Annotated in this window: 28 protein-coding genes; 19 read left to right on the forward strand and 9 right to left on the reverse strand. The window is 52.6% G+C overall.

The features are described 5' to 3' along the window. Positions 1 to 150: 150 nt before the first annotated feature. A complete protein-coding gene (locus DWB84_RS14105) occupies positions 151 to 1,290 on the forward strand; it encodes a zinc-dependent alcohol dehydrogenase (protein ID WP_187410445.1) in 1,140 nt (379 codons plus the stop codon). Positions 1,291 to 1,303: 13 nt separating this feature from the next. Then, a complete protein-coding gene (locus DWB84_RS14110; RefSeq protein WP_222868194.1) occupies positions 1,304 to 1,939 on the forward strand; it encodes a hypothetical protein in 636 nt (211 codons plus the stop codon). Positions 1,940 to 1,963: 24 nt separating this feature from the next. On the opposite strand, the gene DWB84_RS14115 is transcribed toward DWB84_RS14110, so the two are convergent. The 3 genes from DWB84_RS14115 to DWB84_RS14125 form a co-directional block, all read right to left on the reverse strand. Further along, positions 1,964 to 2,503, reverse strand: a complete 540-nt coding sequence (locus DWB84_RS14115) for a DinB family protein (protein WP_187410446.1) — start codon at positions 2,501 to 2,503, stop codon at positions 1,964 to 1,966. A 45-nt stretch (positions 2,504 to 2,548) separates the two neighbouring features. Further along, positions 2,549 to 3,097, reverse strand: coding sequence for an outer membrane beta-barrel protein (locus DWB84_RS14120; RefSeq protein ID WP_187410447.1), 549 nt, complete (start codon positions 3,095 to 3,097; stop codon positions 2,549 to 2,551). A gap of 157 nt (positions 3,098 to 3,254) precedes the next feature. Next, the gene (locus DWB84_RS14125; RefSeq protein ID WP_187410448.1) at positions 3,255 to 3,617 is read right to left on the reverse strand and encodes a hypothetical protein; all 363 of its coding nucleotides are present in this window, start codon (positions 3,615 to 3,617) and stop codon (positions 3,255 to 3,257) included. 220 nt (positions 3,618 to 3,837) lie between these two features. On the opposite strand from DWB84_RS14125, the gene modC reads away from it, so the two are divergent. Genes modC through DWB84_RS14140 form a run of 3 tightly spaced genes read left to right on the forward strand, consistent with a single transcriptional unit; the run spans position 3,838 to position 6,145 of the window. Beyond that, the gene (gene modC / locus DWB84_RS14130) at positions 3,838 to 4,941 is read left to right on the forward strand and encodes a molybdenum ABC transporter ATP-binding protein (protein ID WP_187410449.1); all 1,104 of its coding nucleotides are present in this window, start codon (positions 3,838 to 3,840) and stop codon (positions 4,939 to 4,941) included. 21 nt (positions 4,942 to 4,962) lie between these two features. Beyond that, the gene (locus DWB84_RS14135) at positions 4,963 to 5,577 is read left to right on the forward strand and encodes a DNA-3-methyladenine glycosylase I (RefSeq protein WP_187410450.1); all 615 of its coding nucleotides are present in this window, start codon (positions 4,963 to 4,965) and stop codon (positions 5,575 to 5,577) included. Next, the gene (locus DWB84_RS14140) at positions 5,564 to 6,145 is read left to right on the forward strand and encodes an HD family hydrolase (protein WP_187410451.1); all 582 of its coding nucleotides are present in this window, start codon (positions 5,564 to 5,566) and stop codon (positions 6,143 to 6,145) included. Before DWB84_RS14135 ends, DWB84_RS14140 begins: the two co-directional genes overlap by 14 nt. Here the strand turns inward: DWB84_RS14140 and treF are convergent, their stop codons facing one another. Both treF and DWB84_RS14150 read right to left on the reverse strand, forming a co-directional pair. Continuing rightward, entirely contained in the window at positions 6,146 to 7,726 is a 1,581-nt protein-coding gene (gene treF, locus DWB84_RS14145) for an alpha,alpha-trehalase TreF (protein WP_187410452.1), read from the reverse strand. Positions 7,727 to 7,817: 91 nt separating this feature from the next. Then, positions 7,818 to 8,792: a YafY family protein gene (locus DWB84_RS14150; RefSeq protein ID WP_187410453.1), complete on the reverse strand. Its 975-nt coding sequence runs from the start codon at positions 8,790 to 8,792 to the stop codon at positions 7,818 to 7,820. Positions 8,793 to 8,971: 179 nt separating this feature from the next. On the opposite strand from DWB84_RS14150, the gene DWB84_RS14155 reads away from it, so the two are divergent. Beyond that, positions 8,972 to 9,316 carry a hypothetical protein gene (locus tag DWB84_RS14155; protein WP_187410454.1) on the forward strand — a complete coding sequence of 115 codons (345 nt, stop codon included), beginning with the start codon at positions 8,972 to 8,974 and terminating at the stop codon, positions 9,314 to 9,316. 51 nt (positions 9,317 to 9,367) lie between these two features. Continuing rightward, positions 9,368 to 11,113, forward strand: coding sequence for a GEVED domain-containing protein (locus tag DWB84_RS14160; protein ID WP_187410455.1), 1,746 nt, complete (start codon positions 9,368 to 9,370; stop codon positions 11,111 to 11,113). 45 nt (positions 11,114 to 11,158) lie between these two features. On the opposite strand, the gene DWB84_RS14165 is transcribed toward DWB84_RS14160, so the two are convergent. Both DWB84_RS14165 and DWB84_RS14170 read right to left on the reverse strand, forming a co-directional pair. Further along, entirely contained in the window at positions 11,159 to 12,469 is a 1,311-nt protein-coding gene (locus DWB84_RS14165) for a hemolysin family protein (protein WP_187410456.1), read from the reverse strand. 82 nt (positions 12,470 to 12,551) lie between these two features. After that, positions 12,552 to 13,622, reverse strand: coding sequence for a calcium/sodium antiporter (locus tag DWB84_RS14170; RefSeq protein WP_187410457.1), 1,071 nt, complete (start codon positions 13,620 to 13,622; stop codon positions 12,552 to 12,554). 237 nt (positions 13,623 to 13,859) lie between these two features. On the opposite strand from DWB84_RS14170, the gene grxD reads away from it, so the two are divergent. The 3 genes from grxD to DWB84_RS14185 all read left to right on the forward strand — a co-directional run bounded on the left by grxD (position 13,860) and on the right by DWB84_RS14185 (position 15,614). Next, complete coding sequence (gene grxD, locus DWB84_RS14175) at positions 13,860 to 14,186, forward strand: Grx4 family monothiol glutaredoxin (RefSeq protein ID WP_187410458.1); 327 nt, start codon at positions 13,860 to 13,862, stop codon at positions 14,184 to 14,186. Positions 14,187 to 14,284: 98 nt separating this feature from the next. Then, entirely contained in the window at positions 14,285 to 14,812 is a 528-nt protein-coding gene (locus DWB84_RS14180) for a hypothetical protein (protein WP_187410459.1), read from the forward strand. A gap of 25 nt (positions 14,813 to 14,837) precedes the next feature. Next, entirely contained in the window at positions 14,838 to 15,614 is a 777-nt protein-coding gene (locus DWB84_RS14185; protein ID WP_187410460.1) for a TIGR01458 family HAD-type hydrolase, read from the forward strand. On the opposite strand, the gene DWB84_RS14190 is transcribed toward DWB84_RS14185, so the two are convergent. Further along, positions 15,596 to 16,132, reverse strand: coding sequence for a glycine cleavage system protein R (locus DWB84_RS14190; RefSeq protein ID WP_187410461.1), 537 nt, complete (start codon positions 16,130 to 16,132; stop codon positions 15,596 to 15,598). The two genes, DWB84_RS14185 and DWB84_RS14190, sit on opposite strands and share 19 nt — an antisense overlap. Positions 16,133 to 16,278: 146 nt before the next feature. On the opposite strand from DWB84_RS14190, the gene DWB84_RS14195 reads away from it, so the two are divergent. Genes DWB84_RS14195 through tusA form a run of 3 tightly spaced genes read left to right on the forward strand, consistent with a single transcriptional unit; the run spans position 16,279 to position 17,408 of the window. Continuing rightward, positions 16,279 to 16,503, forward strand: a complete 225-nt coding sequence (locus DWB84_RS14195; protein WP_187410462.1) for a YheU family protein — start codon at positions 16,279 to 16,281, stop codon at positions 16,501 to 16,503. Continuing rightward, complete coding sequence (locus tag DWB84_RS14200) at positions 16,490 to 17,143, forward strand: alpha/beta family hydrolase (protein ID WP_370589721.1); 654 nt, start codon at positions 16,490 to 16,492, stop codon at positions 17,141 to 17,143. The genes DWB84_RS14195 and DWB84_RS14200 overlap by 14 nt, the downstream gene beginning before the upstream one ends. 19 nt (positions 17,144 to 17,162) lie before the next feature. Beyond that, the gene (gene tusA / locus DWB84_RS14205; protein WP_187410463.1) at positions 17,163 to 17,408 is read left to right on the forward strand and encodes a sulfurtransferase TusA; all 246 of its coding nucleotides are present in this window, start codon (positions 17,163 to 17,165) and stop codon (positions 17,406 to 17,408) included. A gap of 109 nt (positions 17,409 to 17,517) precedes the next feature. On the opposite strand, the gene DWB84_RS14210 is transcribed toward tusA, so the two are convergent. Then, positions 17,518 to 18,222, reverse strand: coding sequence for a hypothetical protein (locus DWB84_RS14210; protein WP_187410464.1), 705 nt, complete (start codon positions 18,220 to 18,222; stop codon positions 17,518 to 17,520). 248 nt (positions 18,223 to 18,470) lie between these two features. Between DWB84_RS14210 and DWB84_RS14215 the strand changes: the two genes are divergently transcribed. The 6 genes from DWB84_RS14215 (at position 18,471) to DWB84_RS14240 (ending at position 24,921) form a co-directional block, all read left to right on the forward strand. Continuing rightward, complete coding sequence (locus DWB84_RS14215) at positions 18,471 to 19,001, forward strand: elongation factor P hydroxylase (protein ID WP_187410465.1); 531 nt, start codon at positions 18,471 to 18,473, stop codon at positions 18,999 to 19,001. 119 nt (positions 19,002 to 19,120) lie between these two features. Then, complete coding sequence (locus DWB84_RS14220; RefSeq protein ID WP_187410466.1) at positions 19,121 to 20,236, forward strand: 4-phosphoerythronate dehydrogenase; 1,116 nt, start codon at positions 19,121 to 19,123, stop codon at positions 20,234 to 20,236. After that, positions 20,229 to 21,407, forward strand: a complete 1,179-nt coding sequence (locus DWB84_RS14225) for an ATP-NAD kinase family protein (protein ID WP_187410467.1) — start codon at positions 20,229 to 20,231, stop codon at positions 21,405 to 21,407. Before DWB84_RS14220 ends, DWB84_RS14225 begins: the two co-directional genes overlap by 8 nt. Next, positions 21,404 to 21,790 (forward strand): GFA family protein, encoded by a 387-nt coding sequence (locus tag DWB84_RS14230; protein WP_187410468.1) that lies wholly within the window; start codon positions 21,404 to 21,406, stop codon positions 21,788 to 21,790. The genes DWB84_RS14225 and DWB84_RS14230 overlap by 4 nt, the downstream gene beginning before the upstream one ends. Positions 21,791 to 21,932: 142 nt before the next feature. Then, entirely contained in the window at positions 21,933 to 22,523 is a 591-nt protein-coding gene (locus DWB84_RS14235; RefSeq protein ID WP_187410469.1) for a nitroreductase family protein, read from the forward strand. Between the two features lie 79 nt (positions 22,524 to 22,602). Beyond that, a complete protein-coding gene (locus tag DWB84_RS14240; RefSeq protein WP_187410470.1) occupies positions 22,603 to 24,921 on the forward strand; it encodes a serine/threonine-protein kinase in 2,319 nt (772 codons plus the stop codon). The last annotated feature ends 13 nt before the right edge of the window (positions 24,922 to 24,934 follow it).

The raw sequence follows: 24,934 nt of genomic DNA on the forward strand, positions 1-24,934 counted from the left end.
TATGCGGAGCGCATTGTAATGGGTGAAGAGGTTTTGGCGTTGCTTTGCGCTCGGCTAGAAAACGCACGTTTGTGTACTCCCGTACTTACGCCGCGATTGATGTGCCCGTAAGGTGCCTGTATATAGAGCAAAAAATACGGGGGAAGATTTATGTTGGCGATGAATTATCGAGGGCCCGGTCGGGTTCGTGCGAGCCACAAGCCCATGCCGGAAATTCTGCACCCGCAAGACGCCATAGTGCGGGTGACAGGCAGTTGTATTTGCGGATCGGATTTGCATTTGTACCACGGCAATGTGCCGGATACTCGGGTAGGTACCACGTTCGGTCACGAATTTACTGGAGTGGTCGAAGAGGTTGGCCCGGAAGTTCACAATTTAAAAGTCGGCGACAAAGTTTTAGTGCCATTTAATATTGCCTGTGGTCGTTGCGTGTTTTGCAAACAGGGACTGTTTGGTAATTGTCATGAGTCTAATCCGGAGGCGACTGCGGTCGGCGGCATTTTTGGTTATTCCCACACAGCGGGTGGTTACGACGGTGGCCAAGCGGAATATGTGCGTGTGCCTTATGCGGACGTAGGGCCGGTTATTATTCCGGATGATATGGATTTGGATGATGCAGTATTGCTGACCGATGTTGTACCCACTGGCTATCAAGCAGCGGAAATGGGCGGTATACAAGTTGGCGATACGGTGGTGATTTTCGGTGCGGGCCCTATCGGTATTATGGCTGCCAAAAGCTCCTGGTTATTTGGCGCTGGCCGGGTGATTGTGATCGATCAAGTGGATTATCGTTTGGAATTTGCCCAGCGTTACGCGCAATGCGAAGTCTACAATTTCCGTTCTATTGAAGATCCCGTCTTATTTATCAAAAAAATCACCGATAACCTCGGTGCCGACGTATGCATTGACGCTGTAGGTGCTGAGGCCGCCGGCAGCGCACTGCAGACCTTCACTGGACGCAAAACACTGATGCAGGCCGGCTCTGCCACCGCGCTGCAGTGGGCGATCAATTCCGTAAAAAAAGGCGGTGTGGTATCGATTGTGGGAGTGTATGGCCCAACTGGCAATATGATTCCTATTGGTAATGTTTTGAATAAAGGCATAACCATTCGCGCGAACCAGACTTCCGTCAAACGCTTATTGCCGCGCTTGATCGACCACGTGCAAAACGGCGTTCTCAATCCCAAAGAAATCATTACCCATCGAATTCCGCTGCAGGATGTAAGCGACGCCTATCGGATTTTTTCCGATAAGTTGGATGGTTGCATCAAAACGCTGCTGATTACTTGAGTCGAGGTGAGTTATGACCGAACAACATAATGGGCAATCGCTGAAGGAAAAATTAAGTGCAAGAATGTCCCATATAAAAGGTTGGGGCGTAGATGCGAATCCGAAAAATGATCCGACATATCCCATGCGCAAACGCTTCGACGGCGATCATATGACTTCCTGGGGGCGCCCGGCGCAGCAACCGGGGCATGAAGATATTTTACATTCCAATGAGCGGCCGGATGTAACTCGGGTGTTCGGCACTTCTGCACCGGTTTCGGGTTTAAGCGGAATGATCCGTCGCTGCGCCTTTAAATATAGCGAAGGCCGCTTTGCACATTGGCTGTTATTGTTGGCTGCGGATCGCGTTAATATGGTGGAAGGTTTTGCGCAGGATATTTGCCATGGCCGTGCCACCAATTGCATTACTGACAAAGGCCTTAAAGCCAAATGGAAATACGACCGTAATACGGTTGTCACTCAGGCCGCTGTCGGCGTTGCAGTGGTGGGGGTACTGGCTCTAATTTGCTTGCGCCGACACCGTCTGCCGCAAAGAGGATTTGCGTTGGTGCAGCATGCTTTTCATCAACCATCGCGCCTGGAAAATTTTCTGCTCCACTCCAAGAATTTAATGGATTTATCCAGGCACTTCCTGCGCTCCAAAATTTGAGATTAAAGAGAGCTGGATGCTCTCTTAACGCCCTCCATTTTGATTTGGAATCAATAACAATAAATCCGTCGCTCCTACGTCCTTACCCATTTGCGATAAAAGAGTTGTGGCCTGGCCGCGATGATGTGTTTGATGGTTGAAAAAATGCAAAAGAACTAAACGCAGGGGTTTTGCAGCGGGAATGCCTTTCACGGAGGAATACTGCAACACATGGTTCAAATCACTTTCGCTGAGCGATGCAATCCAATCCTGAATAGTCGCGTCCATTTTCTTTCGATGTTCCTTCATCGAAGAAAAATCATCGAACAGTACTTCATCCAAGGCGGTAGGTTTGGGCAATTGGCGTATCCATTGTAAGGCTGGAAACTGGTTTGGATGTTCGGCAAATCTTTGCAGCCAAATGCGATCGGCAACCAGAAGATGATTCAAAGTGCCAAATATCGAGCCAAAAAATGCTCCGCGATTTTCCCTTAACTCCGTTGGGGAAAGCTCTCCAGCAGTGGTGTAGAGCTTTTCATTCATCCAGGAATTGTATTCGGCGTATAAGGGGAATGGATTTTCCATAGGTCTATCGGCAATACGATGAGCGATAGCCTGATGGTAGCGCTTTCAATAGCGGTACGCAAAATTCAGTGATGCCGCGTCCATAATGTAGTTATGGTCATTGATATAGCGGGTGAGGTCGAGATTGGCGCAATAACGCTCGCCGCAGAAATCCAGCCCTACGCCGAAACTCGGGCTGTCTTTGCGTTCTCTTATTCGGCCGAGTGGATGGGACAGGGAATTTTGGATCCAGGTGTATCCTGCAGTTAGATAAGGGGAAAGCGCAGCTTTGTCGAAAGGCGAAACCTTTAGGTATACCCCGGCGAGATAATCCAATTTCAACGCCACGTTCAGGCTGCCGTCAGCATTCCAGGAAGGTTTCCGATCGTAATCGGTAAGACTTGTACCCAAGCGGGTTTCAAAAGTGAAGTGTTCCTGGTATTGATGCCCAAATGTCAGCGTCAGTATGCCCATGTCGGATTCGTCCGATTTGTCATCATCTAGCTTTACATAGGCTGCTCCCAGGCTGACGTAATCCGCAGCTTCCGCCACGGCGCTCTGCGTGATTGTTTGTCCGGCGAATACCAATGCCAAAAAACAGATAAGCCTGCTCATGCGGATTCCAATTCGGGGATTATTGGTTGGGTGCTTGGATTAAAGGTAGACGAAGAGCAGAACGGGTTCAAATAGCAGTGGAGAGAAGACTTGAAATAGGAAAAGGTAGTTTGAAAGCTCCGTTCCCTCGAGTAGGGGAGCGGAGCGCAGGTATAAATTAATCTATGTAATCCATTCCCAACCAACGGCCGTCTTTTTCGCAGTGTTTTGCCAATCCATCATTTTTATCTTTATGGGCATCTTTGAAGGATTTGTAGCGGTCATATTCCGCTTTGCTCAGCACGGCTTTCAGTTGATCTTCTTTTTTATCGCGAAGATCACTGAGTTGATCCTTGGCTCGATCTTTAACGTCTTCTGCCTGATCTTTATAACTTTCCAAAATATCTTCCACTTGCTCTGCTTTGTCGCCTTGCAGATTCAGCGCTTTCACCAAATCCTTGTGATGTTTATCGCCGGCGAAAGCGGTAAATGGAGCTGAAATAGCCAGAGCACTGGCAAGCAATAAGACTTTAGTATTCATGTTTTTTCCTCTCGTTTTTATTAAAAACCTAGCAAAGCCATGAATAGCAATTTCAATGCCCGACAGGAATTTTCAGCTTTTATGGTGTGTACATGATTAATATCAGTCACACCGGAGCAAAAAATCCTACCGGAATTGGAAAATCTACAACGTCAGCGATTGACCTGACGAGACTTTGTGGTTTAGCGTGGCGAATCATTTGATAAACGTTTAATACAGCATGACGGTAGACTCCAATATCCAGGTGCGCTTTTTTCTGCAACGGTCTGCTGGGTCGAATGAAAGCGGATTTGTGCTGGATGTGGATTTGATGCTGCAAGGGCGCGGCATTACCGCGATTTTCGGCCATTCCGGTTCAGGCAAATCCACTTTTTTGCGCTGCGTGGCAGGTCTGGAGTGGCCGCAGGAAGGCAGGTTGCGGGTATTGGGCGAGGATTGGCAAACGGAGCGACTTTTTTTGCCTGCGCACCGCCGCCCCTTGGGTTATGTATTTCAAGAGGCGAATTTATTTCCTCATCTGACAGCGCAGGGAAATCTGGATTACGCCATTCGTCGTGCGGATTTGCGAGCAGGTCAACCATTTACCTTGGAACAAGTGGTCCAATTGCTCGGCATAGGCCATAGATTGCAGCAAAAGCCCCACGAATTATCCGGTGGTGAACGCCAACGTGTTGCCATTGCACGGGCCCTGTTGATTCAACCGCGCCTGTTGTTGATGGACGAACCTATGGCGTCGCTGGATGAGCAGCGTAAAGCGGAAATACTGCCCTATTTGGAACGCCTGCGCGACGAGCTTGATTTGCCTATTTTTTATGTCAGCCATTCGGTCGCAGAAGTCAGTCGCCTGGCTCATTATTTGGTGGTATTGGAAAATGGCCGCGTTAAGGCGCAGGGCCCGCTGGCGCAAGTGCTCGCCGATATTCAAACACCACTGCCATTTGGCGAGGATTTGGGCGTGGTATTACAGGCGGAAGTGATTGCGCGCGATGCCCAGTGGCACTTGCTGCAAGTGCGTTTTGCCGGCGGTGATTTATGGGTTCGTGATGACGGCGACGCAGTGGGTAAATCGGTGCGTATACAAATATTGGCGCGCGATATCAGTTTGGCACTGCACGAGCACAGCGATTCCAGCATTAGCAATCGTTTGCAGGGCGAGGTTGTCTCAATCGTGGAAGATCGTCATCCGGCCATGTGTCTAGTGCAAATCAAAGTCGGTGAATCGATTTTGGTTGCGCGAATTACGCGTCGCTCTGCGGAGCAATTGGCGGTAGCGCCGGGACAGTGCTTGTGGGCACAAATTAAGTCTGTGGCACTGGTGCGTTGAGAATAAATACGGAGTCAATTTATGAGTACGATCACAGGACCTGATGGCAAAGCGCGCTGTCGCTGGTGTGCGGCGACGCCGGAGTATATGCAATATCACGATAATGAATGGGGTTATCCGGTCAAAGATGATTACCGCTTGTTTGAAAAAATCTGTCTGGAAGGTTTTCAATGCGGATTGAGCTGGCGCACGATTCTGGAAAAGCGGGAAAATTTCCGAGCGGCGTTCCTGCAATTCGATTTTGCCAAAATTGCGGGCTTTAAAGAGCGCGATGTGGAGCGACTTCTAAAAAATGAAGGTATCGTTCGGCATAGAGGAAAAATCGAAGCTGTTATCAACAATGCGCAACGCGCATGCGAAATGCTGGAAAAAGAGGGATCGCTCGCGGCTTTCTTCTGGCAATTTGAACCTAAGCCTTTGGCCTCGCCACAAGTGGTTTCCACCACAGAAGAATCAGTCAAATTATCTAAAGAACTCAAAAAGCGCGGCTGGAAATTTGTCGGGCCAACCACTGTTTACGCCTTTATGCAGGCGATGGGACTGGTCAACGATCATTTTGAGGGATGTGTGATTCGCGATAAGGTCGCCAAAGCGCGCAGGAGTTTTACACTGGAGGCGCAAATTGCAAAAGTTTGATGATGTTATTCAGTACCTGCGCGAATTGGACAGGCTCAAACTTGTCAATCGCCGCAGTTATGTTGCAGGCGGCGTGCGCCTGGAAAATTCGGCGGAACACTCCTGGCATTTGGCTATGGCCTGTTGGAGTATTGCGCGCACATTTCAGTTGTCATTAAACGAAGAGCTTTTGCTCAAATTGGCATTGGCGCACGATTTGGGAGAAATCGACGCGGGCGATACCTTTTTATATGCACCTGCACGGGCCGATGCCGGAATTCGCGAGCGCGCTTGTGTGCAGCGTTTGCAGCAGCATCCAGGCAATGGCATTACAGAATTGGCAGATGTTTGGGAAGAGCAGGAGACGGGCACGTCTACCGAAGCAAAACTGATTAAAGTGGTGGACCGCCTGTTGCCGTTTCTGTTGAATGTTTCCAGCAATGGACGAGCATGGCAGGAAAATAAAGTCAAAAAATCCCAGGTATTAAACGCACATGCTTTTATCGAGAGGGAATTTCCGCAAATCCACGCGTGGCTGAAGCAAAACGTGGAATTTGCTGTGGCGCAGGGTTGGTTGGAGGACGCTTGATTATTTCGCAGGCGGATAAATTCGCTGCAAGCCAACGACTACACCATTGGTCCAGCCAAAACCGTCCTGCGTAGGATATTCACCGCCCCCGGCGGGAGCGTTGATGTCCACCACATTATATTTTTCCATCATGCGCCCGGTGCCCTGAAACACTTTTTGATTCAGCGCCAGCCAGCGCTCGGCAACGGTTTGCGCGAGGTCGTTAAATTCGTAGTGACGCAAGCCGATCACCGCCAACCACTGCAACGGCGGCCAGCCGTTGGGAAAATCCCATTGTTCACCGGTGGCTTGTAAGGTAGTGACGAGGCCGCCGTCTTTTAGAAAATCTCTGTGCAGTGTGTGCGCAATACGTTGTGCATGTTCCTGTGTGGCGACGGAATAATACAAAGGATAAACCGTAGCAAGAGACGCAATACCGGTCAGATTTTTTTCGCTGATGGAATAGTCACCATAAACTCCGCGCAAATCATCCCACAACCAATGCTGTATAGCCTGTTTGCGTCGCTCGGCGCGGTCGGCAAATTCCGCTGCTTGTAGAGTGTTGCCTAAAAATGCGTGTTGCCGGCTGATTTCCTGTTCCATATGGAACAACAGACAATTCAAATCCACTGGCACTATATCGGTGGTGCGGATGCTGGGTAATTCGCCATAAGGTGTCAGCCAGCGGCTGCTGAAATCCCAGCCGCTTTCCGCTGCTGCACGCAAATCCCGGAAAACCTGATTTTTGTTGGGATTTCTGGCTTGCGAAGCCGTGTGTATATCTTCGCGGTAACTTTCCGGTCGTGGCTCATCCAATGAGTCGTAATAGCGATTTAGAATCGCGCCGTCCGGCATTTTGACTACACGAAGATGCGTTGTTGAAAGCCCGTTTTCTCCCGCCATCCAGAACGCATATTCTTTTTCCAATTGCGGTAAAAATTCCGCGGTTTGCGCCAGCTGATGCCGTTCAAGCAGCGCCACCATGGAAGAAAAAAATGGCGGTTGCGAGCGGCTGAGATAATAGGAGCGATTGCCGTTGGGAATATGGCCGATATTGTCAATCAGCCAGGCAAAATTTTTCACCATATCGCGCGCGAGATAAGCCTGCTGGCTGTAAATCAGCCCCTGCATGGTGAAATAACTATCCCAGTAATAAATTTCGCGAAATCGCCCGCCCGGAACCACATAGGGAAAGGGCAGGGGAATTAACGATGAATAGGGATGATAATTTGTATCTGCCGGACGACGCAGATGTGACCAGAGGGAGTCGATATGGGTGTACATATCCAGCGCGATTTTGCTTTCAAAGTGCAGTGCTGCTGGCGGCAGGGAAAAATTTTCTTCGACAAACAAACGCAAGTCGAAATCTGCGCGATTTTTGTTTTCTCTATAACGCGCTTCTATAAGCTTGGGATCGTCTTTGGGCTGCGCATCCACCAGAGTTTTGCCATCGGGAAAAATTCGGCTCATTTGCACATCATGAAACAAGGTGCTGAGCTCTTGCGCAGGATGATAGACCTTTTGCAGATCCAAAGAGGCTGAGGACTCGGCTGCTTCTTGAGAGGGTTGGCAGGCGGGCAGCGTAAAAACGGATAACAACATGAAGATACAGCCGAAAAAAGTGAGGTTGTGCTGGATACTGGTAATGACACACCTCCTTGATGGAATCATGGAATGTCTTTGAATAAATCACCTATCCATAATATGCGCAAGCGAGGCGGAGCTTTTCTATGACTTTTTCGCGCAAACTTGCTGGCGCGAGCACCCGGACTTCGTCGCCGTAACTCAAAATATCCTTGATCAATTCCTGCGGTGTCTCTGGATTAAAGGGTAGCCGCAATTCCAGGCTGCCGTCGTCCAAAAGCTGTAATTTCTGCTTCGGATGCCACTCTTCGTCTTTTACCCGTCGGGCGACGCTCGGTGTAAACAACAACACCGCTTCATCTTTGTTTTCGCCAGAAAATATTCCGTAAGTCGGCTGAAAATGCGCATCCAATTCCGCTGCGGGAATTTTTTTGAATTCATCATCGGTTACGCGACAAGTTGCAATGCATTCCAATGCAAAAGTGCGTAAACCCTTGCGCATATGGCACCAGCTATCGAGATACCAATTGCCGCGATAGTGCACCAACCGCTGCGGAGAGATATCACGGTTTGTGACTGAGCCATCATCGCGCGATTGATAAGTGATATGCAGGCGTTTTTCGTTGAACAGTGCCGTAGATATTTTGACGAATTGATCATGCCGCACCGGGCGATAAGTGGCGCCCACCATACGCACTTTGTCGGCGAGCACGCAGGGATCTATGGCGCGCTGGGCGAGCAGAGCTTCAAAACGTTTGCGCACTGGCGCCAGTTGGTTATGCAGCAACCCTGCGCCAATACCGGAAAGCAAGCCGTGAATCAGCACCAGCGCATGCAATTCCTCCTGGCTGAGCCATATGCCCGGAAGTTCGTATTGATTGCCTTCCTGATGATCGTAGTAATAACCGCCCAGTTCCCGGTTGTAAGCGATGGGAGCCCCGAGAAAATCGGTCATATGGCGTTTGACGCGATTGAAGGTGGCGCGTGAGCATTCCATCTCGCGCAGGATATCCGCCAGCGGCATGGGCGTGCTGCGTTTGCTGAGAATTTTGTGCAGATCGTAAATCCGGTCGAAACCGTCCATCAGTCAAACCTACCGATTAACCAAAACCCCACTTTGCCCGGTCACTGTCTCAGGATTTGAGACAGCCCCTCGCCACAATACCTATCAAGCCCACGGGGCTATTTTTCGCAGCCTTGAACGGCCGCGCGGCGGCAGGTCCGCCAACGTTGGACTTTATTCTGACTTTGGAGCCTATGTTTATGCAACCAGTACCCACCACTTATCTCAACCGTCTGCACACCAAGCCATTGAGCGTGTTGTTGAAATTGCACGGGTTACCTATGAGTGCGTTGGAGGCAAATCATATTTTGGTTGAACAGGGATATTTGATGTTGTTGCGCCGCCCGAGCCTGAAGCATCCGGGCGAATTTCGCACTATGCGCGTGTTGACAGCAAAAGGACTTTTATTTGGCAAAAATTGCGGCAGTCCGGTGCACCCTGTGCATACGTCGCCGCAATTTTACGAGGAATTCTTCGGTGTGTTATGGAGCCAGGTGTTGCAAAAATGCCGTACAAATCAGGAGGAATTTTCCATTGCCGTGTAAAGCGTGAAAAACCGAGTAGGTGAGAAATGCAATGATGGAATAGGAGTTTTTATGAAACGTGAATATTGGTTTTGGGTATTAGGATTTGTTTTTCTGCTGCTGCCGTTTACCGCGAGTGCCTATCAAATCGATCAACAACAAACGCTGGCGAATCACCAGTTTGATGCCGAGACTTACGCGCCGACAGGGCAGTCATTCGTGCCGCAACAACCCTATTTGTTAGGGGTTACCTTGAAATTGTCCGATGCCGGAGGATTCGGTATCGGCAACTGGGTGAAAATACAGCTGCGCGAGCAGAGCATCGACGGTGCGATAGTCGCCATATCGCAGGAGCGTTATCTGGAGGATTGTTTCAACTTTATTGCCGATCCCGGCTGCGGGCTCGGCGGCGGCAATCCGGCGGAAATTACCTTTCTGTTTGCGGTGCCGGTGGAGTTGGAAGTGGGTGCCACCTATGTGATGGAGCTGCGCGTGGACCCGGCGGGCGACGGCATTATGGTCGCTCACCACACCAGTGATGTTTACAGCAGTGGTGGCTACTACAAGTTGGGTATGCCCTACGCCGAAGACTTGTGGTTTCGCACCCTTGCACCGGATACGCCGCAGATTCTGGTTTCCACCGGTAATCAGCTGAAACGTTACGACCTGCAAGGGAAGTTGGTGAGCAGTGAAGCGATTCCCCAAAACAGTTCCAAGGAGGATGCCCGCGATCTGGTTTGGCATGTGCAGCATGGGATCTGGGTGTTCAACGGGACCTTCCAGCCGGAGCTGAGCCACAACCAGGAGGGAATCTGGTCGGCGCAAACCTTTGATGGGTGGAGTATCCCGAACAATGGGTCCTACGGCGGTATCGCCGTTCTGGGGGATTTTGTCTACGTCACGGATGGTGCTACCGCCGGCCAGGGAGCGGCCAAAGGGATCGTGAGATTCGACGCGACAGGGCAGTCGCCCCAGCGGTTTCTAGATCAATATGAATACATCGATATCACCCTGGGCCTGGACAGCAAGCTCTACGCCCTGCGCAATACCTATGGCGCCCTGGATGTGATCAACCCGGCGGATATGACCTTGTTGAGCAGTGTGAGCCTGGGTCATACCTCTTCCTCTCGCGCGGTAGTGGCAAATGCTGCGGGAGAGATTTTTATGGCGAGCTGGAATGGCTATCTTTACCACTACAGTCCTTCCGGCCAGCTACTGGACAGCTTGTATCTCGACAAGGACCTTTGCGATATCGATATTCACCCGCAGCAGGGATTGCTGGTGTCCAATCGCGTCGGGCAGGTCTGGTTGGTGGATTTCGAGCTACAGATTCAGGCGAATTTCAGCGTCGGCAATCAGGGAGTGTTTGTCGCCTTTGCTGAACCATCTTCGGCGCTCGATTATTGCGTCACTGCGGGCAGCAACACATTTTACGAATGGATCGAAAGCGTATCGTTTAACGGCAGTCCCATCGTCAGCGGCGATAATCAGGGCTATTTCAAACATGAGAACACGGGCGCCAAGGTTTATCTCGATCAGCCCAATACGCTGCTGCTGACGCCGGGATTTCGCTACGGCACCTATTACGAACACTGGGCCGCCTGGGCGGACTTTAATGGCGACGGACAGTTTTCGGACGATGAACAGATCATCGCGACCGTCAGCGACGCGCCTGTGCTGACGACTTTCGACGTGCCGCCAGAAACGCGGGCGGGCCCTTTAACCATACGAGTAGCCATGCGCTTTGACGCACCGCCTTCCAGCTGCGGAATTTTTACCGATGGAGAGGTGGAGGATTTTGTGGTGACAGTGGAGTGAAACAAAAAACGGCGCGTTTAGCGCCGTTTTCTCAGAAATTAGTCCCTAGCCGTCATCAAACTCATCATGCACCTTGCCCCCATCCGCCATTTGAATGGCCAGGACCTTATCGACGCGCAAACCGTCCATATCGACGATTTCCATCAGCCAGTTGTCGACGGTGACCTTGTCGCCAGTGCTTGGCACTTTGCCCATGATCTGCATGATCATGCCGTTTAAGGTTTCGTATTCGCCCTCGTCCGGCAGGTGTTCCAGTTGCAGGCAGTCTTTCAGGTCCACAACGGGCAATAGGCCGTCGAGCAGGTAGGAGCCATCGTCGCGGGTGACTATATAGGAGTCGGTGCTGTCTTCCGAATAGAACTCGCCGGTCAGCGCTTCCAGCAGGTCCTGTAGAGTAATCAAGCCTTTCAGGTCGCCGTACTCGTCTACCACAAACGCCATCTGGGTGCTGGAGTTGCGGAAATAATTCAGCAGCTCCATACCCGTCAGTGTTTCCAAAACGAAATGTGCCGGTTTGGCCAGGCTCGCCAGGTCGACTTGGTTGCCTTTGATGGACAGGGCCAATAATTCCTTAGCGTTGATCACCCCGAGGATGTTGTCCATCTGTCGGTCGCAAATGGGGAAGCGGGAGTGAGGCGAGTCCATCACCCGCTGGTAGTTCTCCTCCAGCGGTACGGTGATATCGAGATAGATAATGTCGCTGCGCGGCACCATCAGAGAGGCAATGGATCGCTCGTCCAGGCGTAGTACGTTTTTCACCAGCGTGTGTTCGTGCTGCTCGATCACGCCCGAGGTGGAGCCTTCGGCGAGAATGGCCTGGATGTCCTCTTGCGTCACTGTCTGCCCCGCCACGCGGTCCAGGCGGAAAATCCGCATTAACCAATGGGTTGAGCTGGACAGCATCATCACGAAAGGTTTGGTGATCTGCGCCAAAACCGCCATTGGCCGCGCGACCACACAGGCGATGATTTCAGCCGAAACTTGGCCGATGCGCTTGGGTACCAGCTCGCCGACGACTATGGACACATAGGTCACCACAATAACCACGAGAGCGGTGGAGGTGATAGACGCTGCCTCGGGAGTCATCCCCTGGTTTTGCAGCCACACCGCGAATGGTCCTGCGAGAACGGATTCACCAAAGATACCGTTGAGTAGGCCAATAGACGTGATGCCGATCTGCACAGTGGAGAGAAACTGAGTGGGGTCTTCCGCCAGTTTCAAGGCGGCCCTGGCGCCGCGGTTGCCTTTGTGGGCCAGGGTTTCCAAGCGAGATTTTCTTGCAGTGACGATCGCGATCTCTGACATGGCAAACACGCCATTGAGCAGGATCAGGCCGATCAGGATTAAAACTTCCATAGAGGTCAGAATGTACCTTTGGCTGCGGGCCGGGCCCGATAGAGCCGCGTGATCTTAACCCAATATGCGTTCGCCGAGTATGTCATGAATGTGAATGGCGCCGGCTTTGCCACAGCGTGAACACCACGTACACCACAACCAACGGCCCTAATCCATAGACAATGCCGGACTGAAGAGTTGGCAAATAAGGTTGGGACAAAGCGACAGCTATCAAGTACCACACGTAGGCGATGTAAAGAGTCAGGAACAAAGCGCCATCCCAGCGGGAAAGAGTCGCTCCGGCAAAGAACAGCGGCGCGCACAGGATAGCGACACCCAGCATGACCGGGATATCGAACTGCGCCATTTGCTCTCCTGCCAGCAGCGGAGCAGGCGACACAAGTCCGGAAATGCCCAGGACGCACAGAATGTTGAATACATTGCTTCCCACCACATTGCCAACTGCAATATCCCGCTCGCCGCGAATGGTGGCGACCACTGACGTTACTACTTCCGGCAGAGATGTGCCCGCCGCAACTATCGTCAAGCCGATCACCGCTTCATTTACACCGAACAAGGTGGCGATCTCTACCGCGCTTTGTACCAGCCAACGGGCGCCAAGCACCAACAATGCCAGACCAGCGACAACGAAGAGTAGGTTTTGCCAAGCGGGAGTTTTGGCGCTCAGGATTTCCTCGACTTCCCCTTCAGCGCTGTCCAGATCCGCTCCGTTCTTGCGCCCTTGATAAAACAGGAATCCTGTGTAGGCGACCAAACCTAAAAACAGAATCAGTGCTTCCCAACGTTTTAAATCACCATTCAAGGTCATAACGGCGAGCACAATCGATACGCCGATCATCAAAGGCACATCCTGGCGGATAAGCTGACGGGAGATGACCAATGGATAAATGACGGAGGAGAGTCCGAGAATGACCAGGATATTGAAGATATTGCTGCCTACGGCATTGGCGATGGCGAGCTCGGCTTGTCCCGCGTAGGCGGCTTTAACACTGACGGCCAACTCCGGCGCACTGGTGCCGAAAGCGACTACGGTAAGGCCGATCACCAGTGCGGGCACGCCAAATGTTCCAGCAAGACGTGCGGCGCCGCGTACCAGCATATCCGCGCCGAATACCAGCAACACCAATCCCGCAATCAAAAGTATCCAAGTCATAAATCACTCCGGAAAAAATTTGCCATAGCCTACAGAGGAACGGGGGCAGTTGGAATCCAAGAGATGCCGCAATGCGGCAAGTGGCTCATGATGCACAGAGGCGTTGTGGTGTTTACCCGGCGCAGCATAAAGGTGAGCCGCTAGAATCCATTGAGGGAATAGGAGTAAAATGCGCGGCAATATCCGACCAAAACGCTTGGTTTTTCTTCCAAATTCAGCTCCGAGGTGAATGTGACCATGGATATCATGGAAACCATCAAACAACAGATCGAACAAAACCCCGTCATCCTCTACATGAAAGGCTCCCCGGACGCTCCTCAATGCGGTTTCTCCATGCGCGCTTCCCAGGCCCTGATGGCATGCGGTCGACGCTTTGCTTATGTGGATGTGCTGGCCAATCCCGAAATTCGCGCCAACCTGCCCAAGTACGCTAACTGGCCCACTTTCCCGCAGCTGTGGGTAAAAGGCGAGTTGGTCGGCGGCTGCGACATAGTCACCGAAATGCACGAAAAGGGTGAACTCAAAGCACTGATTGAGAGCGCGGTTCCGGCTGACGGCAAATAAAACGCTGCAAAAAAATATTTATGGAACGGGCGCTACGGCGCCCGTTTTCATTTCCGCGATGTGAAGTCTGAGGCAAAAAGCCGGAGCTGATTTGGCGTATGATCGGAGGCTACTTTGCGCATCATCAGATGAATGCACTGCGGGGGCAAACCATGGAATTGGCTGCAAGTCAGTTATACGCCGACAAGGCCTGGGTCGAAGTGGGAATGGAGCTGACGTCGGCGGAAAAAAAACAGCTGCTCGAAGCCGCACTGGAATACGCCGAGTCCTTTGCAATCGACGATCTGAAATGCTCTCTCGAAAACACTTCCTCCGGCGGTCTGTTTCGCTGGGGCGGCAACAAAGCTCTGGTACTGAGCTGTCCTTTAGGTAAATACAAATTCTCCGGCATCATCACTCTCTACAACGGCAAAAGCGCCTGCGTTATCAGCAGCTACAAGCTGCTGCTGGGTGATGACATCTTTTCTGTGAACCAGTCTGCCGAGGTGCGCCGGCGCGCCTTGGTCGACCGGCTGCGCAATCCAGAACTGATCGATTGTTTTTTTATGCTGGATAAGACGACAGATCTGGTGGCGGAGTTTTTGCAGAAATCCAGCCGATACATCACGAGCGCGACAGAAGCGTAAGCGCACCCGAAGCCTAGGAGGATCTATGCATGGTGTGTTGATCGATCTGGACGGAGTTATCTATCAAAACGACTCCCTGATTGCAGGTGCCGACCGCAGCGTGCGGTGGTTGCAGCACAATTCGATTCCCCATCTCTTTGTTACTAACACCACTTCCAAACCCCGAGCAGCGCTGGTCGAAAAGCTGAATTCCATGGGATTGGGTATTACCCCCGATTCCCTTCTGACTCCCCCAAGTGCAGCGGTTGCCTATCTGAAACAGAAGGGTCTCAAGAGCATCGCCCTGTTTGCCCCATCTGCTACTTGCAGCGATTTTGCCGATGTGTCGGAGAGCGCCGCGCCGGAGGCGGTGGTCATCGGCGATCTGGCGGAGGAGTGGAGCTTTGACACTCTCAACCGCGCTTTCAATCTTTTGATCAATAATCCCCAAGCCGAGTTGATTGCCCTGGGCATGAGTCGCTACTACCGATCCGGGGACATGTTAAAGCTGGACGTAGGACCTTTTGCCGCAGCTTTGGCATTCGCTACCGAAAAAGAACCTGTTGTTATGGGTAAACCCTCGCCGGCATTTTTCCAGCAGGCGGCGGATTTATTGGGGCTGAAACCGGTGGATCTCTGCATGATCGGCGATGACATCAAAGCCGATGTCACCGGTGCGCAGGTGTGCGGCATCAAAGGGGCGCTGGTAAAAACCGGCAAATTCCGGCCCGAGGACTTGGTGCGTGGCAGACCGGATATAGTGTTGGATTCGTTCGCCGATCTGCCGGATGCATGGGAGCGTTTTCAGGCTTCCGATAGCTGATCAGCTTCTAGACTGATGTCGACACCAAGCGCATTGGCTATGGCTTCGAGCTGGTCGGTGAGTTGATCCAGGTCGGTACTCGCCGGCACATGCAACACACCTTCGGCCTCAAACAAAGGCTCGCCGCTGTAGGGCATGCTGGAGCAGTTGGTGTTGAGGTCGGCGATATTGATGTTGTACTGCGTCAGGGCCTGGGTGATTTCCAACACGATGCCCGGGCGATCCGGCCCGATTGCGGTAAATGTGGCAGTGCGTCCACGTTCGCCAGCGGTGATGGTTTGCAGCTCCTCCACCAGCACACGAATGCCCTGATTGGCCAATTGTTGCAATGATGTTTGCAAGCCAGCCAGGTTGGCTTCAGCCACAGTAACGCGGATAACGCCGGCAAACTTGCCCGCCAATTGTGTCAAACGACTTTCCTGCCAATTGCCATTATTGCGCGCGACGATTTCGGCTATGCCCTTGATAACGCCGGGCCGGTCGTCGCTGAGAACAGAAAGAATCAGGTGCTTATCCATACAAAGTCTCCTCGCACGGCGGTCTTGGAATTTTTATTGGTGATACTCGCGAGTATAGGTGAACAACGCGTGCAACTGTGGGATCTGACCAACATTCACAAGCCGGCGCGAATCCGCTAAGGTCACCGGCTTTTTGCGAGGCCGACATGATCATCCCACCCCAAAGCCTGTCTCCCGAGGCGCTGCAGGGAGTTTTGGAAGAATTTATCAGTCGGGACGGCACTGATTACGGCGCAGTGGAATTGAGTCTGGAAGAAAAAGTCGAACGCTTAAAGCCCCAAGTGCTGCGTGGAGATGTGCTGATCGTGTTCGACGAAGTGCAGGAGAGGGTCACCCTGGTGACCAAGGAGGAATGGCGTGGGCAAAACTGAACCCGCTGTTTTGCTAGACAGTCCTGCCAAGCCCTTTGCCCGGTTGCTTTTGGCTCACGGCGCGGGCGCGCCTATGGACAGCCCGTTTATGAATGATGTGGCTGCCGCCTTGGCGCAGGAGGGTGTGGAGGTTGTTCGCTTTGAATTTCCCTATATGGCGGAGCGGCGAATAGCGGGAAAACGACGACCGCCGGATCGCACCGAAAAATTGCTGGCGACTTGGGATGAATTCATTCAGCGTTACAGCAAAAAAAGCAGATTGCCGCTGTGGATCGGCGGAAAATCCATGGGCGGGCGCATGGCAACTTTGTGGGCAGCGCAACTGCAGGATCATTCCGTTAAGGGTGTAATTTGTCTCGGGTATCCATTCCATCCGCCAGGAAAACCGGCGCAATTGCGTATCGAACATTTACCGCAGATTAAAATTCCCGTGTTGATGGTTCAGGGTGAGCGCGACAGTCTTGGCTCTCGCGAGGAAGTGGGAACCTACAAAAATTTGGGTAAATCCGTATCCATAAAATGGATGGCTACGGCAAATCATGATTTAAAGCCACTGCGCAGTTCTGGTCTGTCGCACGCGGAGAGTATTGTGACCATCGCTCGCTGGAGTGCGGAATATATTCGCGGAAAGCAAATTTGAAAATTGTAAAGGTCGATAAATGACAGAAAGCTCCTATCAAATAACGCGGCAGCTCGATGCCACAGGTCTCACCTGTCCGGAACCCGTTATGTTGTTACATAAATTAATGCGCGAAGTTGCCGCTGGCGATTGTGTGGAAGTGCGCGCGACCGATCCGTCGACACAAAGAGATATTCCAAAATTTTGCCAATTTTTAAATCACGCTTTATTACATCAGGAAGTGGTTGGAGATTTATTTATTTTTCATTTGCGCAAGGGCGGTTGACAGTATTTTGAAGATTTTTGGCGGAGAGGGACTTCGTCCCTTGGTGAGAAAAATCGGCGAGCTTTGAAAATCCGGTATTTGTTGGATACCGGAGGTATTTCATTCAATATCAGCGATAAGAATCTTCCACTAGCAGGCTGATGGCAGCCAGAGCTTCCGGATCGCGGGATTTAATTTTGTTGGCTATGTGATGCTGAAAAAAGTAGCGGAAATGCGGGTCCGACTGAGCGGCGTAAAGGCATTCATCGCCAGGCAGAACCGGTGTGCTTTCCACTTTGTCTTCATTGATCAACATGCCGGAAATGGTGCCATCATGGTGTAAACGCCAGCTGACAACTTCCTGCAAAATCAAACTTTTGTGATCTGCGCCGGACAAAACCGCATGGGTCCCAATCGTATCCGGAATTTCCTGCACTATGTCCTGCGGATTTTCGCATTCATAGTCGTAATATTCCGCAGCAGTTTCCAGTTCTACGACTTTGTGTATCGGCGCTTCAAAAAATATTTCGTCAATACCTGAGTCGTAATAACCTTCCCACTGACCATTGAGAGGATCGCGAATTTCGGTGCAGGGAATTATGTCGTTGAGCCAGGGAACCAGACCCACAACTTCGCCGTTCGCGCGCAGTCCCCAGGCAAGAATTTTTAAGCTGAATAACTTATCCGAACTGGCTTCGTTCGAATAAAGCATTTCAAGACCGTCAAGTTCAGGGGAAAGTCGGATGAAGCGGGTATCCTTGAGGGGGAGGTAAGGCTTCCCGGTAAAGAGATCGATCACATTGTCGAGCTTGTGACCGGAGTTCGAGGTCTTCATAATACTACCTCCGCGCTAGGGGCTTGTCTGCTCAGATGAGCGGGTTAGCCTAAGCGACAGACCGCAAATTCATGTCGCCTACGTATAAACAGTATATGCAGAATACCAATAACTCAACACTTGGCCGTAAGAATTTTTAACTGTTGCGCTTCTTGTGCTTCCGGCAGCATGTGATCAACGTTTTTGATATAAGCATTTTCATTTTCAAATCTAATACATCACCTCTTTAGTTCAGCATTATTCATTCCATGCACCACGCATCAGACCTGATTAACCTCTTTGAGCGTTGCTTCACTGCAGAATTCCATACTGTTCTGGAAGGTGGTGCTGACGAACCCTTTTATCAACCGGGAACCACCGAAACACCTAGTCGCATCATTTTTACGCGCGACTACTTTGCCAGTGCCTTACATGAGGTCGCCCACTGGTGTGTTGCAGGCGAAGAGCGGCGCAAGTTGCCGGATTACGGTTATTGGTACGCACCTGATGGCCGCAGTCCCGAGCAGCAGGCGGAATTTGAGCGGGTGGAGATCAAGCCGCAGGCGTTGGAATGGCTCTTCAGTAAGGCCTGTGGGGCGCCATTCCGCGTAAGTGCGGATAATTTGAATTCCGGTTTGGGAGCGAGTGCAGAATTCAAAAGCAACATAGCCGCACAGGCGCGCCTGTATTGCACCGCGCTGCCCTATAGGCCAGCCCGTTTTGTTGCAACCCTGAGCGATTTTTACGGTACCGGGAATGTTTTGCAGCCGGAACTCTATAGCGTTGCAGAGCTGCGATAGCTCATCTGCATCTTCGCATTTCTGACATTCGATTGTTATTGATACAACGGGATGGCGTTTGGCATCATCCGGTTCTTTTTAACAGACCCCTCCGGTTCCTACCTTTAAAAGGCTTCTCAATGAAAATCGTCGCGGACGAAAACATCCCTTACGTAACCGAGTTTTTTGCCCCCTTTGGTGAGGTAGTGACAGCGCCGGGCCGCCACTTGTCGGCCGATCAGGTGCGCGACGCCGATATTCTGCTGGTCCGTTCGGTTACCAAGGTGGGAGAAGCGTTGCTGTCCAGCAGCAAAGTGCGTTTTGTCGGCACCTGCACCATTGGCGTGGACCATCTCGATACCGAATACCTGCGCCGCAATCACATTACCTTTGCCAGTGCGCCCGGGTGTAACGCCGGTGGGGTGGTCCAATATGTATTGACCGCCCTGGCGGAGCTGGCGGCCAACTGGCGGCAGAAGCGCGTCGGGGTGATTGGTCACGGCAATGTCGGCGGGCGGCTCTGCCGGGCGCTGCAGGCATTGCAGGTGAATTATCTGGCCTATGATCCGTTTGTATCGCCTCTCGATAACCCGCGCTCCTGTGCCATAGAGCAGGCGTTGGACTGCGATATCGTCTGCATGCATACCCCTTACACCACGGCTGGCCCCCATCCAACCCACCATATGATCGGCATCAAGCAGCTGCGCTATATGCGCCCTGGGGCCATTTTGATCAACGCTGGCCGGGGCGGCGCTATTGATAACCGGGCATTGCTGGCTCATCTGCAGCGCGACGCCGATCTGCGCGTGGTGCTGGATGTGTGGGAGAACGAGCCGGAGGTCAATCTGGCGCTGCTGGAAATGGTCGCTTTCGGCACGCCGCATATCGCGGGTTACAGCTACGAAGGCAAGCTCAACGGCTCGGCCATGATTCATGAGGCGCTGACACGTTTCCTCGGCAAGAACGAAGCGGAGATGGCAGAGCATCGAAATGCCCTGCTCGCCAAGCTGATGGGCCCGCCGCAGGACTTGGCCGCCGGCGAGCTCAATCAGGCGATTCGCTCGACCTACGATATAGCTGCCGACGACCGGCGCATGCGCGAAGCACTGCTCAATGCTCCGGCAGGGGAGATCGGCCTTGCCTTTGACCGCTTGCGCAAAACCTACCCTGAGCGGCGTGAATTCAGCCATTTCCAAGTTCAGGCCGAGCCTGAAGTGCTGGTCGAATTAAAGGCACTAGGGTTCAAACATGGCTGAGGCGGTACGGCAATTTCGGCTCGGGTTTGTGGTGAACCCCTTGGCCGGGGTCGGCGGGCCTGCGGCCAACAAAGGTAGCGACGACTCCCGCATCCAAGCCATGGCGCGTGCGGGCGATTTGCCTCTGTCCGCACCGCGCCGCGCGCGCACCTTTATCGAACATCTACAGATTCCGCCAGACTGCCGTTTCACTTTGGTTACGGTTGCCGGCCTGATGGGTGCGGAGATAGTGGCGGGAATGCCCTGGGACGTGGAGTTGGTCGACTTTACCCCTGCAGAACAGACCACGGCGCAGGATACTCAAGGAGCCGTGCAGGCACTTGTGGCCGCGCAGGTGGATTTGTTGGTATTTGTCGGTGGCGACGGCACCGCCCGCGACGTTTGTGCCGTTATACCGCCGCGCCAGCCAGCGCTCGGAGTCCCGGCAGGGGTCAAGATGCACAGCGGTGTCTACGCCATCAACCCGCAGATGGCGGCGGAGCTGGTTTCGCTGTTGCTGCGCGGTGAGCTGGTCAATCTCGCCATGCGCGAGGTGCGCGATATAGATGAAGATGCATTCCGTCGCGGCGTGGTGAAAAGCCGCCACTTTGGCGAGCTGCTCACGCCGGAAGAAGGGCGCTTTGTCCAACACGTCAAACAAGGCGGGCTCGAAGTGGAAGATCTGGTGCTGCTGGATATAGCCGAGCAGCTCCGCTCCGAGGTGGAAGAAGACAATACCCTGGTGATCTGGGGGCCCGGTTCCACCACCCTTAACGCGATGCGCAATCTCAATATGGAAGGCACCTTGTTGGGGGTGGATGTATCTCTTAACGGAGAGGTGGTCGCACGCGATGCCGATGCCAAAACGGTGCTCGATCATCTACAGCATCATGACGGTCCTGTTTTGCTCATAGTCACTGCGATTGGTGGGCAAGGGCATATTATCGGGCGGGGTAATCAGCAGTTATCACCGGAATTATTGCGAAGGGTAGGACGCGACAATCTGCGCGTTATCGCCACCAAAACCAAACTCAAAACATTGGCGGGAAGACCGCTGGAAATTGACAGCGGCGATGCCGAAATCGATCGCACGTGGCAGGGTTATATTCCGGTGATTACCGGATATGAAGATACGGTTTTATATCCGCTTGGGTTGCACGCTTCTGAAATTTCTGCGGAGCAACAACCATGACCGTTCACACCGGCAGTTGTCATTGCGGCGCTATCGCCATCGAAGTCGACGCACCTGCGGAAATCGAAGTGCATGAATGCAATTGTTCCATGTGTGAGCGCACGGGTTTTTTGCATTTGATCGTACCGAAACAAAATTTTCGCCTGCTGCGCGGCCAGGAATTTATTACTACTTACACATTTAATACGCGCGTCGCGCAGCATTATTTTTGTAAGGTTTGTGGTTGCAAACCGTTTTATATTCCGCGCTCAAATCCCGATGGTTTTAGCGTTAATGTGCGTTGCCTGGATAAAAAATTCATCGAGAAAATGACGATCATTCCTTTTGATGGACAAAATTGGGAAGCACACGCTGCGGCGCTCGCGGATTTATCGCGCGCATAATGAGTAGTTGTACTTATTGAAAAACGCCGAACTTCTGCCCATTTACTGCCGTTCCTGCAACGAAGCCTTGTTTGTTTTGTCTTTGTTGTTTTCAAGCTGTGCAACACGCACAGCGTCACCGAAAGACTGAGGAATGCAGTAGATGTCCAACACTACAAATGTCGATTTTTCCAGCCGCGAAACTTTGCCCCTGGTCGATCCGCAATTTACCCGCCGCTGGTCACCGCGGGCGATGCAGAAGGGAGTAATTCCTGCGGCTGATCTGGCAGCCATTATCGAAGCTGCCCGCTGGTCTCCTTCTGCCTACAACGACCAGCCCTGGCAAATTTACACATCGACAGAGCAAACGTTTGAAGAATTTTTGCGGCTGCTGGTGCCGTTCAACCAGAGCTGGGCGGCAAACGCGTCCGTTCTGGGATTTGTCGTCAGTCGCCAGCATTTCCGCCACAACGGCAAGCTCAACGTTCACGCCGATTTTGACGCTGGGGCGGCCTGGATGGCGCTGTCTCTGCAAGCTCACCAGCTCGGTTATGCGGTCCACGGAATGGCCGGGGTTGAGTTCGACGCGGCTCAGGAATATCTCAAGCTCGACAAGGAAAAATTCCGCGTGATTTGCGCATTTGCCCTCGGTTTGCAAGGCGATCCGGCGCAACTGGCGCCCGAGCTGCGCGAGCGAGAAAAACCCAGCACCCGGGTTCCTTTGAGCGAGGTATGGGTTCAGGTCGGGAAGTAAGCTTCCGCTGATTTGACCAGGCGTTTCGTCTGCGCCTGGTGTAAGATCGCCCGCAATTCACGGTTTTAGCGGGAAATATATGACGGTGGAGATACCGGGCTACCGAATCGTTCGAGTACTGGGTAAAGGCGGCATGGCGACTGTATATCTCGCCGTGCAGCAGATATTCGAACGCCAGGTGGCCCTCAAAGTCATGTCCACCTCCATGGCCGAAGACCCGAGCTTCGGCCAGCGCTTTCTGCGCGAAGCGCGCATTGTCAGTCAGCTCGTCCACCCCAACATCATCACCGTCTACGACGTCGGCGTGCACGACAACGCTTATTACCTGTCCATGGAGTACATCGACGGGCCTGATCTCAAACAGGCGCGCGAGCAGCTCTCTTTATCGCAGAAGCATCAGATCATCCTGGATATTGCTAAGGCGCTGGATTTTGCTGGCAAGAAAGGTTACGTCCACCGGGACATCAAACCGGAAAATATCCTGTTAAGACGTGACAGTTTCAGCGCCGTGTTGATGGATTTCGGCATTGCCCGCACAGAGGAAGGCGATTTGACTGTCACCCAGGCCGGGGTGGCGCTCGGCACACCGCACTATATGAGCCCGGAACAGGCCAAAGGGCAGGCGGTGGATCACCGTTCCGATCTCTACAGCCTGGGGGTGGTGTTTTACTACCTGCTGACCGGGTCGGTGCCCTATCACGCCGATTCCGCTGTGGCCATCGGCATCAAGCACATCACTGAGCCTGTTCCCACCCTGCCACCCGCGCTTCAACCATTCCAAAAATTCATTGATCGCCTGATGGCCAAATTGCCGCAAGACCGATATCAGACGGCAGCGGAGTTGATTGTTGATCTGCAGGCGTTGAACCTGGCCGCGGCGGAAAAACATTACAAGACCTATGAACAGGAAGTGGTTCAACAGAGCGACCCGGACGCGCAAACCCTGATTTACAGTGATATACCCGATACACCACTGCCGGGGTCGACAACCCAGACCACTCGCATGTCCCGGGTGAAGGACTTGTTCTGGCAGTACAAAGTGATGGCGATTGCAACGGCGGCGGTGTTGTTTGCGGCTTTTGTCATTATCAATCGCCCTTTTGAAAGCGATTTGTCCGCCGCTCCAGCCAAACCAAAAACGGCAGTTGCACCTGCTGATGCCACAACGAGCAAAACCAGCGCTAGCAAAATAACCAAAGCCAAACCAGAACCGGTCGAAGACGTAGAGCCAGAACCGGATGCCCCCGATGCCCCCGCATATGCCGGCGGCCCGGTGATTGAGATTCGTCTGCGAGATTTGGGCGAACCCGTCTACCGCAAAGCAGAAGAGCCAAGTGCGCAAAACAAGCCTGAGGAATTGCTGCGTCGCTTTCAAAGCCGTTTGCGCGAAGTCACCGGGCGCTCGCAGGTGCGCGAGTTGACCTTGAATGAACGGGTGGCGGAGTTGCGCAAAGATTTGCAGCGCGACCCGCGTGATTCATCGGCGCAAACGCGTCTGGCAGAACTGGCTTATCAGTATTTCAAAAAGGCCCAGCAATTCTTTAACGAAGGCAATTTCGCCTCGGCGCAAAATGCTTTGGATAAAGGAAAAACCTTATTTCCGGAATATCGCGCCTTGCACAACGACTTGGCGAACCGTTTGAAAAATCGCAGTCGTTTGGAGCGGCTGCTGGCGCAAGCGAAAGTGCGGTTGGATGAAGGCCGATTGGTATCGCCGTGGCACAATAACGCGTTGTACTACTATCGCAGTGCGCTCAAAGTCGACTCGCAACTGGCAGTGGCGCAGCGCGGAATTCGCGATGTCGAGCGCGCGTTGATGCAGCAGGCGCGCGCGAAACTCGCTGTGGGTGATTTGAAAGAAGCGGGCAATCTCGCCAAAGAGGCGCTTGAAATTCGCCCTGATAACGAAGAAGCCAAAAGTTTTTTGCTAAAGCTAGAACAGCGCCGCAGCGGCGCGCCAGAGGTCGCCAAACTTGAGGTTGTCAAACCTGAGATTGTTGAACCCGCGCCGCGCGACACTGCGCGTTCGGTCAGTTTGCGCGAAGGTGTGCCGCTGGACGCAGTGACGACCAAAGGCCCGCGTATCGACCAATTGCGCGTGGACGGCAAGCTCCTCTCTGGCATAAATGCCCGCCAGATTCAGAGCATCCCTAATCAGCGCACTCTGTTTATCTCCTTTGAATACGACGACTTCCCCAGTGGCAAATCCTCTTTGCGCGCCATATTGCTGAAAGGTGGAAAGCCCGTGGCCGATGTGCCGGTGACCGTGGTGGAAAAGAAAGGATTGCACCGGTTTCGTATCGAACAGGCGCGTGAATCCTTTGCGTCCGGCGAATACGAATTGCGTTTGACGTTTGATGGCGCGGTACTGATCTCGGTGAATTTTTTGCTTGAGTAAATTTTGAGCGGAA

The sequence above is a fragment of the Saccharophagus sp. K07 genome, assembly GCF_014336955.1.
In the GTDB taxonomy this organism is placed as follows: Bacteria; Pseudomonadota; Gammaproteobacteria; order Pseudomonadales; family Cellvibrionaceae; genus UBA5868.

Coding starts and splice junctions, on each gene's coding strand:
- DWB84_RS14125 (WP_187410448.1), bottom strand. CDS start 3,617: ATGAATACTAAAGTCTTATTGCTTGCCAGTGCTCTGGCTATTTCAGCT.
- DWB84_RS14170 (WP_187410457.1), bottom strand. CDS start 13,622: ATGACTTGGATACTTTTGATTGCGGGATTGGTGTTGCTGGTATTCGGC.
- DWB84_RS14150 (WP_187410453.1), bottom strand. CDS start 8,792: ATGGACGGTTTCGACCGGATTTACGATCTGCACAAAATTCTCAGCAAA.
- DWB84_RS14220 (WP_187410466.1), top strand. CDS start 19,121: ATGAAAATCGTCGCGGACGAAAACATCCCTTACGTAACCGAGTTTTTT.
- tusA (WP_187410463.1), top strand. CDS start 17,163: ATGACAGAAAGCTCCTATCAAATAACGCGGCAGCTCGATGCCACAGGT.
- DWB84_RS14195 (WP_187410462.1), top strand. CDS start 16,279: ATGATCATCCCACCCCAAAGCCTGTCTCCCGAGGCGCTGCAGGGAGTT.
- DWB84_RS14160 (WP_187410455.1), top strand. CDS start 9,368: ATGAAACGTGAATATTGGTTTTGGGTATTAGGATTTGTTTTTCTGCTG.
- DWB84_RS14165 (WP_187410456.1), bottom strand. CDS start 12,469: ATGGAAGTTTTAATCCTGATCGGCCTGATCCTGCTCAATGGCGTGTTT.
- DWB84_RS14210 (WP_187410464.1), bottom strand. CDS start 18,222: ATGAAGACCTCGAACTCCGGTCACAAGCTCGACAATGTGATCGATCTC.
- DWB84_RS14105 (WP_187410445.1), top strand. CDS start 151: ATGTTGGCGATGAATTATCGAGGGCCCGGTCGGGTTCGTGCGAGCCAC.
- DWB84_RS14185 (WP_187410460.1), top strand. CDS start 14,838: ATGCATGGTGTGTTGATCGATCTGGACGGAGTTATCTATCAAAACGAC.
- DWB84_RS14240 (WP_187410470.1), top strand. CDS start 22,603: ATGACGGTGGAGATACCGGGCTACCGAATCGTTCGAGTACTGGGTAAA.
- DWB84_RS14215 (WP_187410465.1), top strand. CDS start 18,471: ATGCACCACGCATCAGACCTGATTAACCTCTTTGAGCGTTGCTTCACT.
- grxD (WP_187410458.1), top strand. CDS start 13,860: ATGGATATCATGGAAACCATCAAACAACAGATCGAACAAAACCCCGTC.
- DWB84_RS14235 (WP_187410469.1), top strand. CDS start 21,933: ATGTCCAACACTACAAATGTCGATTTTTCCAGCCGCGAAACTTTGCCC.
- DWB84_RS14225 (WP_187410467.1), top strand. CDS start 20,229: ATGGCTGAGGCGGTACGGCAATTTCGGCTCGGGTTTGTGGTGAACCCC.
- DWB84_RS14120 (WP_187410447.1), bottom strand. CDS start 3,097: ATGAGCAGGCTTATCTGTTTTTTGGCATTGGTATTCGCCGGACAAACA.
- DWB84_RS14180 (WP_187410459.1), top strand. CDS start 14,285: ATGATCGGAGGCTACTTTGCGCATCATCAGATGAATGCACTGCGGGGG.
- DWB84_RS14230 (WP_187410468.1), top strand. CDS start 21,404: ATGACCGTTCACACCGGCAGTTGTCATTGCGGCGCTATCGCCATCGAA.
- DWB84_RS14135 (WP_187410450.1), top strand. CDS start 4,963: ATGAGTACGATCACAGGACCTGATGGCAAAGCGCGCTGTCGCTGGTGT.
- DWB84_RS14190 (WP_187410461.1), bottom strand. CDS start 16,132: ATGGATAAGCACCTGATTCTTTCTGTTCTCAGCGACGACCGGCCCGGC.
- DWB84_RS14155 (WP_187410454.1), top strand. CDS start 8,972: ATGCAACCAGTACCCACCACTTATCTCAACCGTCTGCACACCAAGCCA.
- DWB84_RS14110 (WP_222868194.1), top strand. CDS start 1,304: ATGACCGAACAACATAATGGGCAATCGCTGAAGGAAAAATTAAGTGCA.
- treF (WP_187410452.1), bottom strand. CDS start 7,726: ATGTTGTTATCCGTTTTTACGCTGCCCGCCTGCCAACCCTCTCAAGAA.
- modC (WP_187410449.1), top strand. CDS start 3,838: ATGACGGTAGACTCCAATATCCAGGTGCGCTTTTTTCTGCAACGGTCT.
- DWB84_RS14115 (WP_187410446.1), bottom strand. CDS start 2,503: ATGGAAAATCCATTCCCCTTATACGCCGAATACAATTCCTGGATGAAT.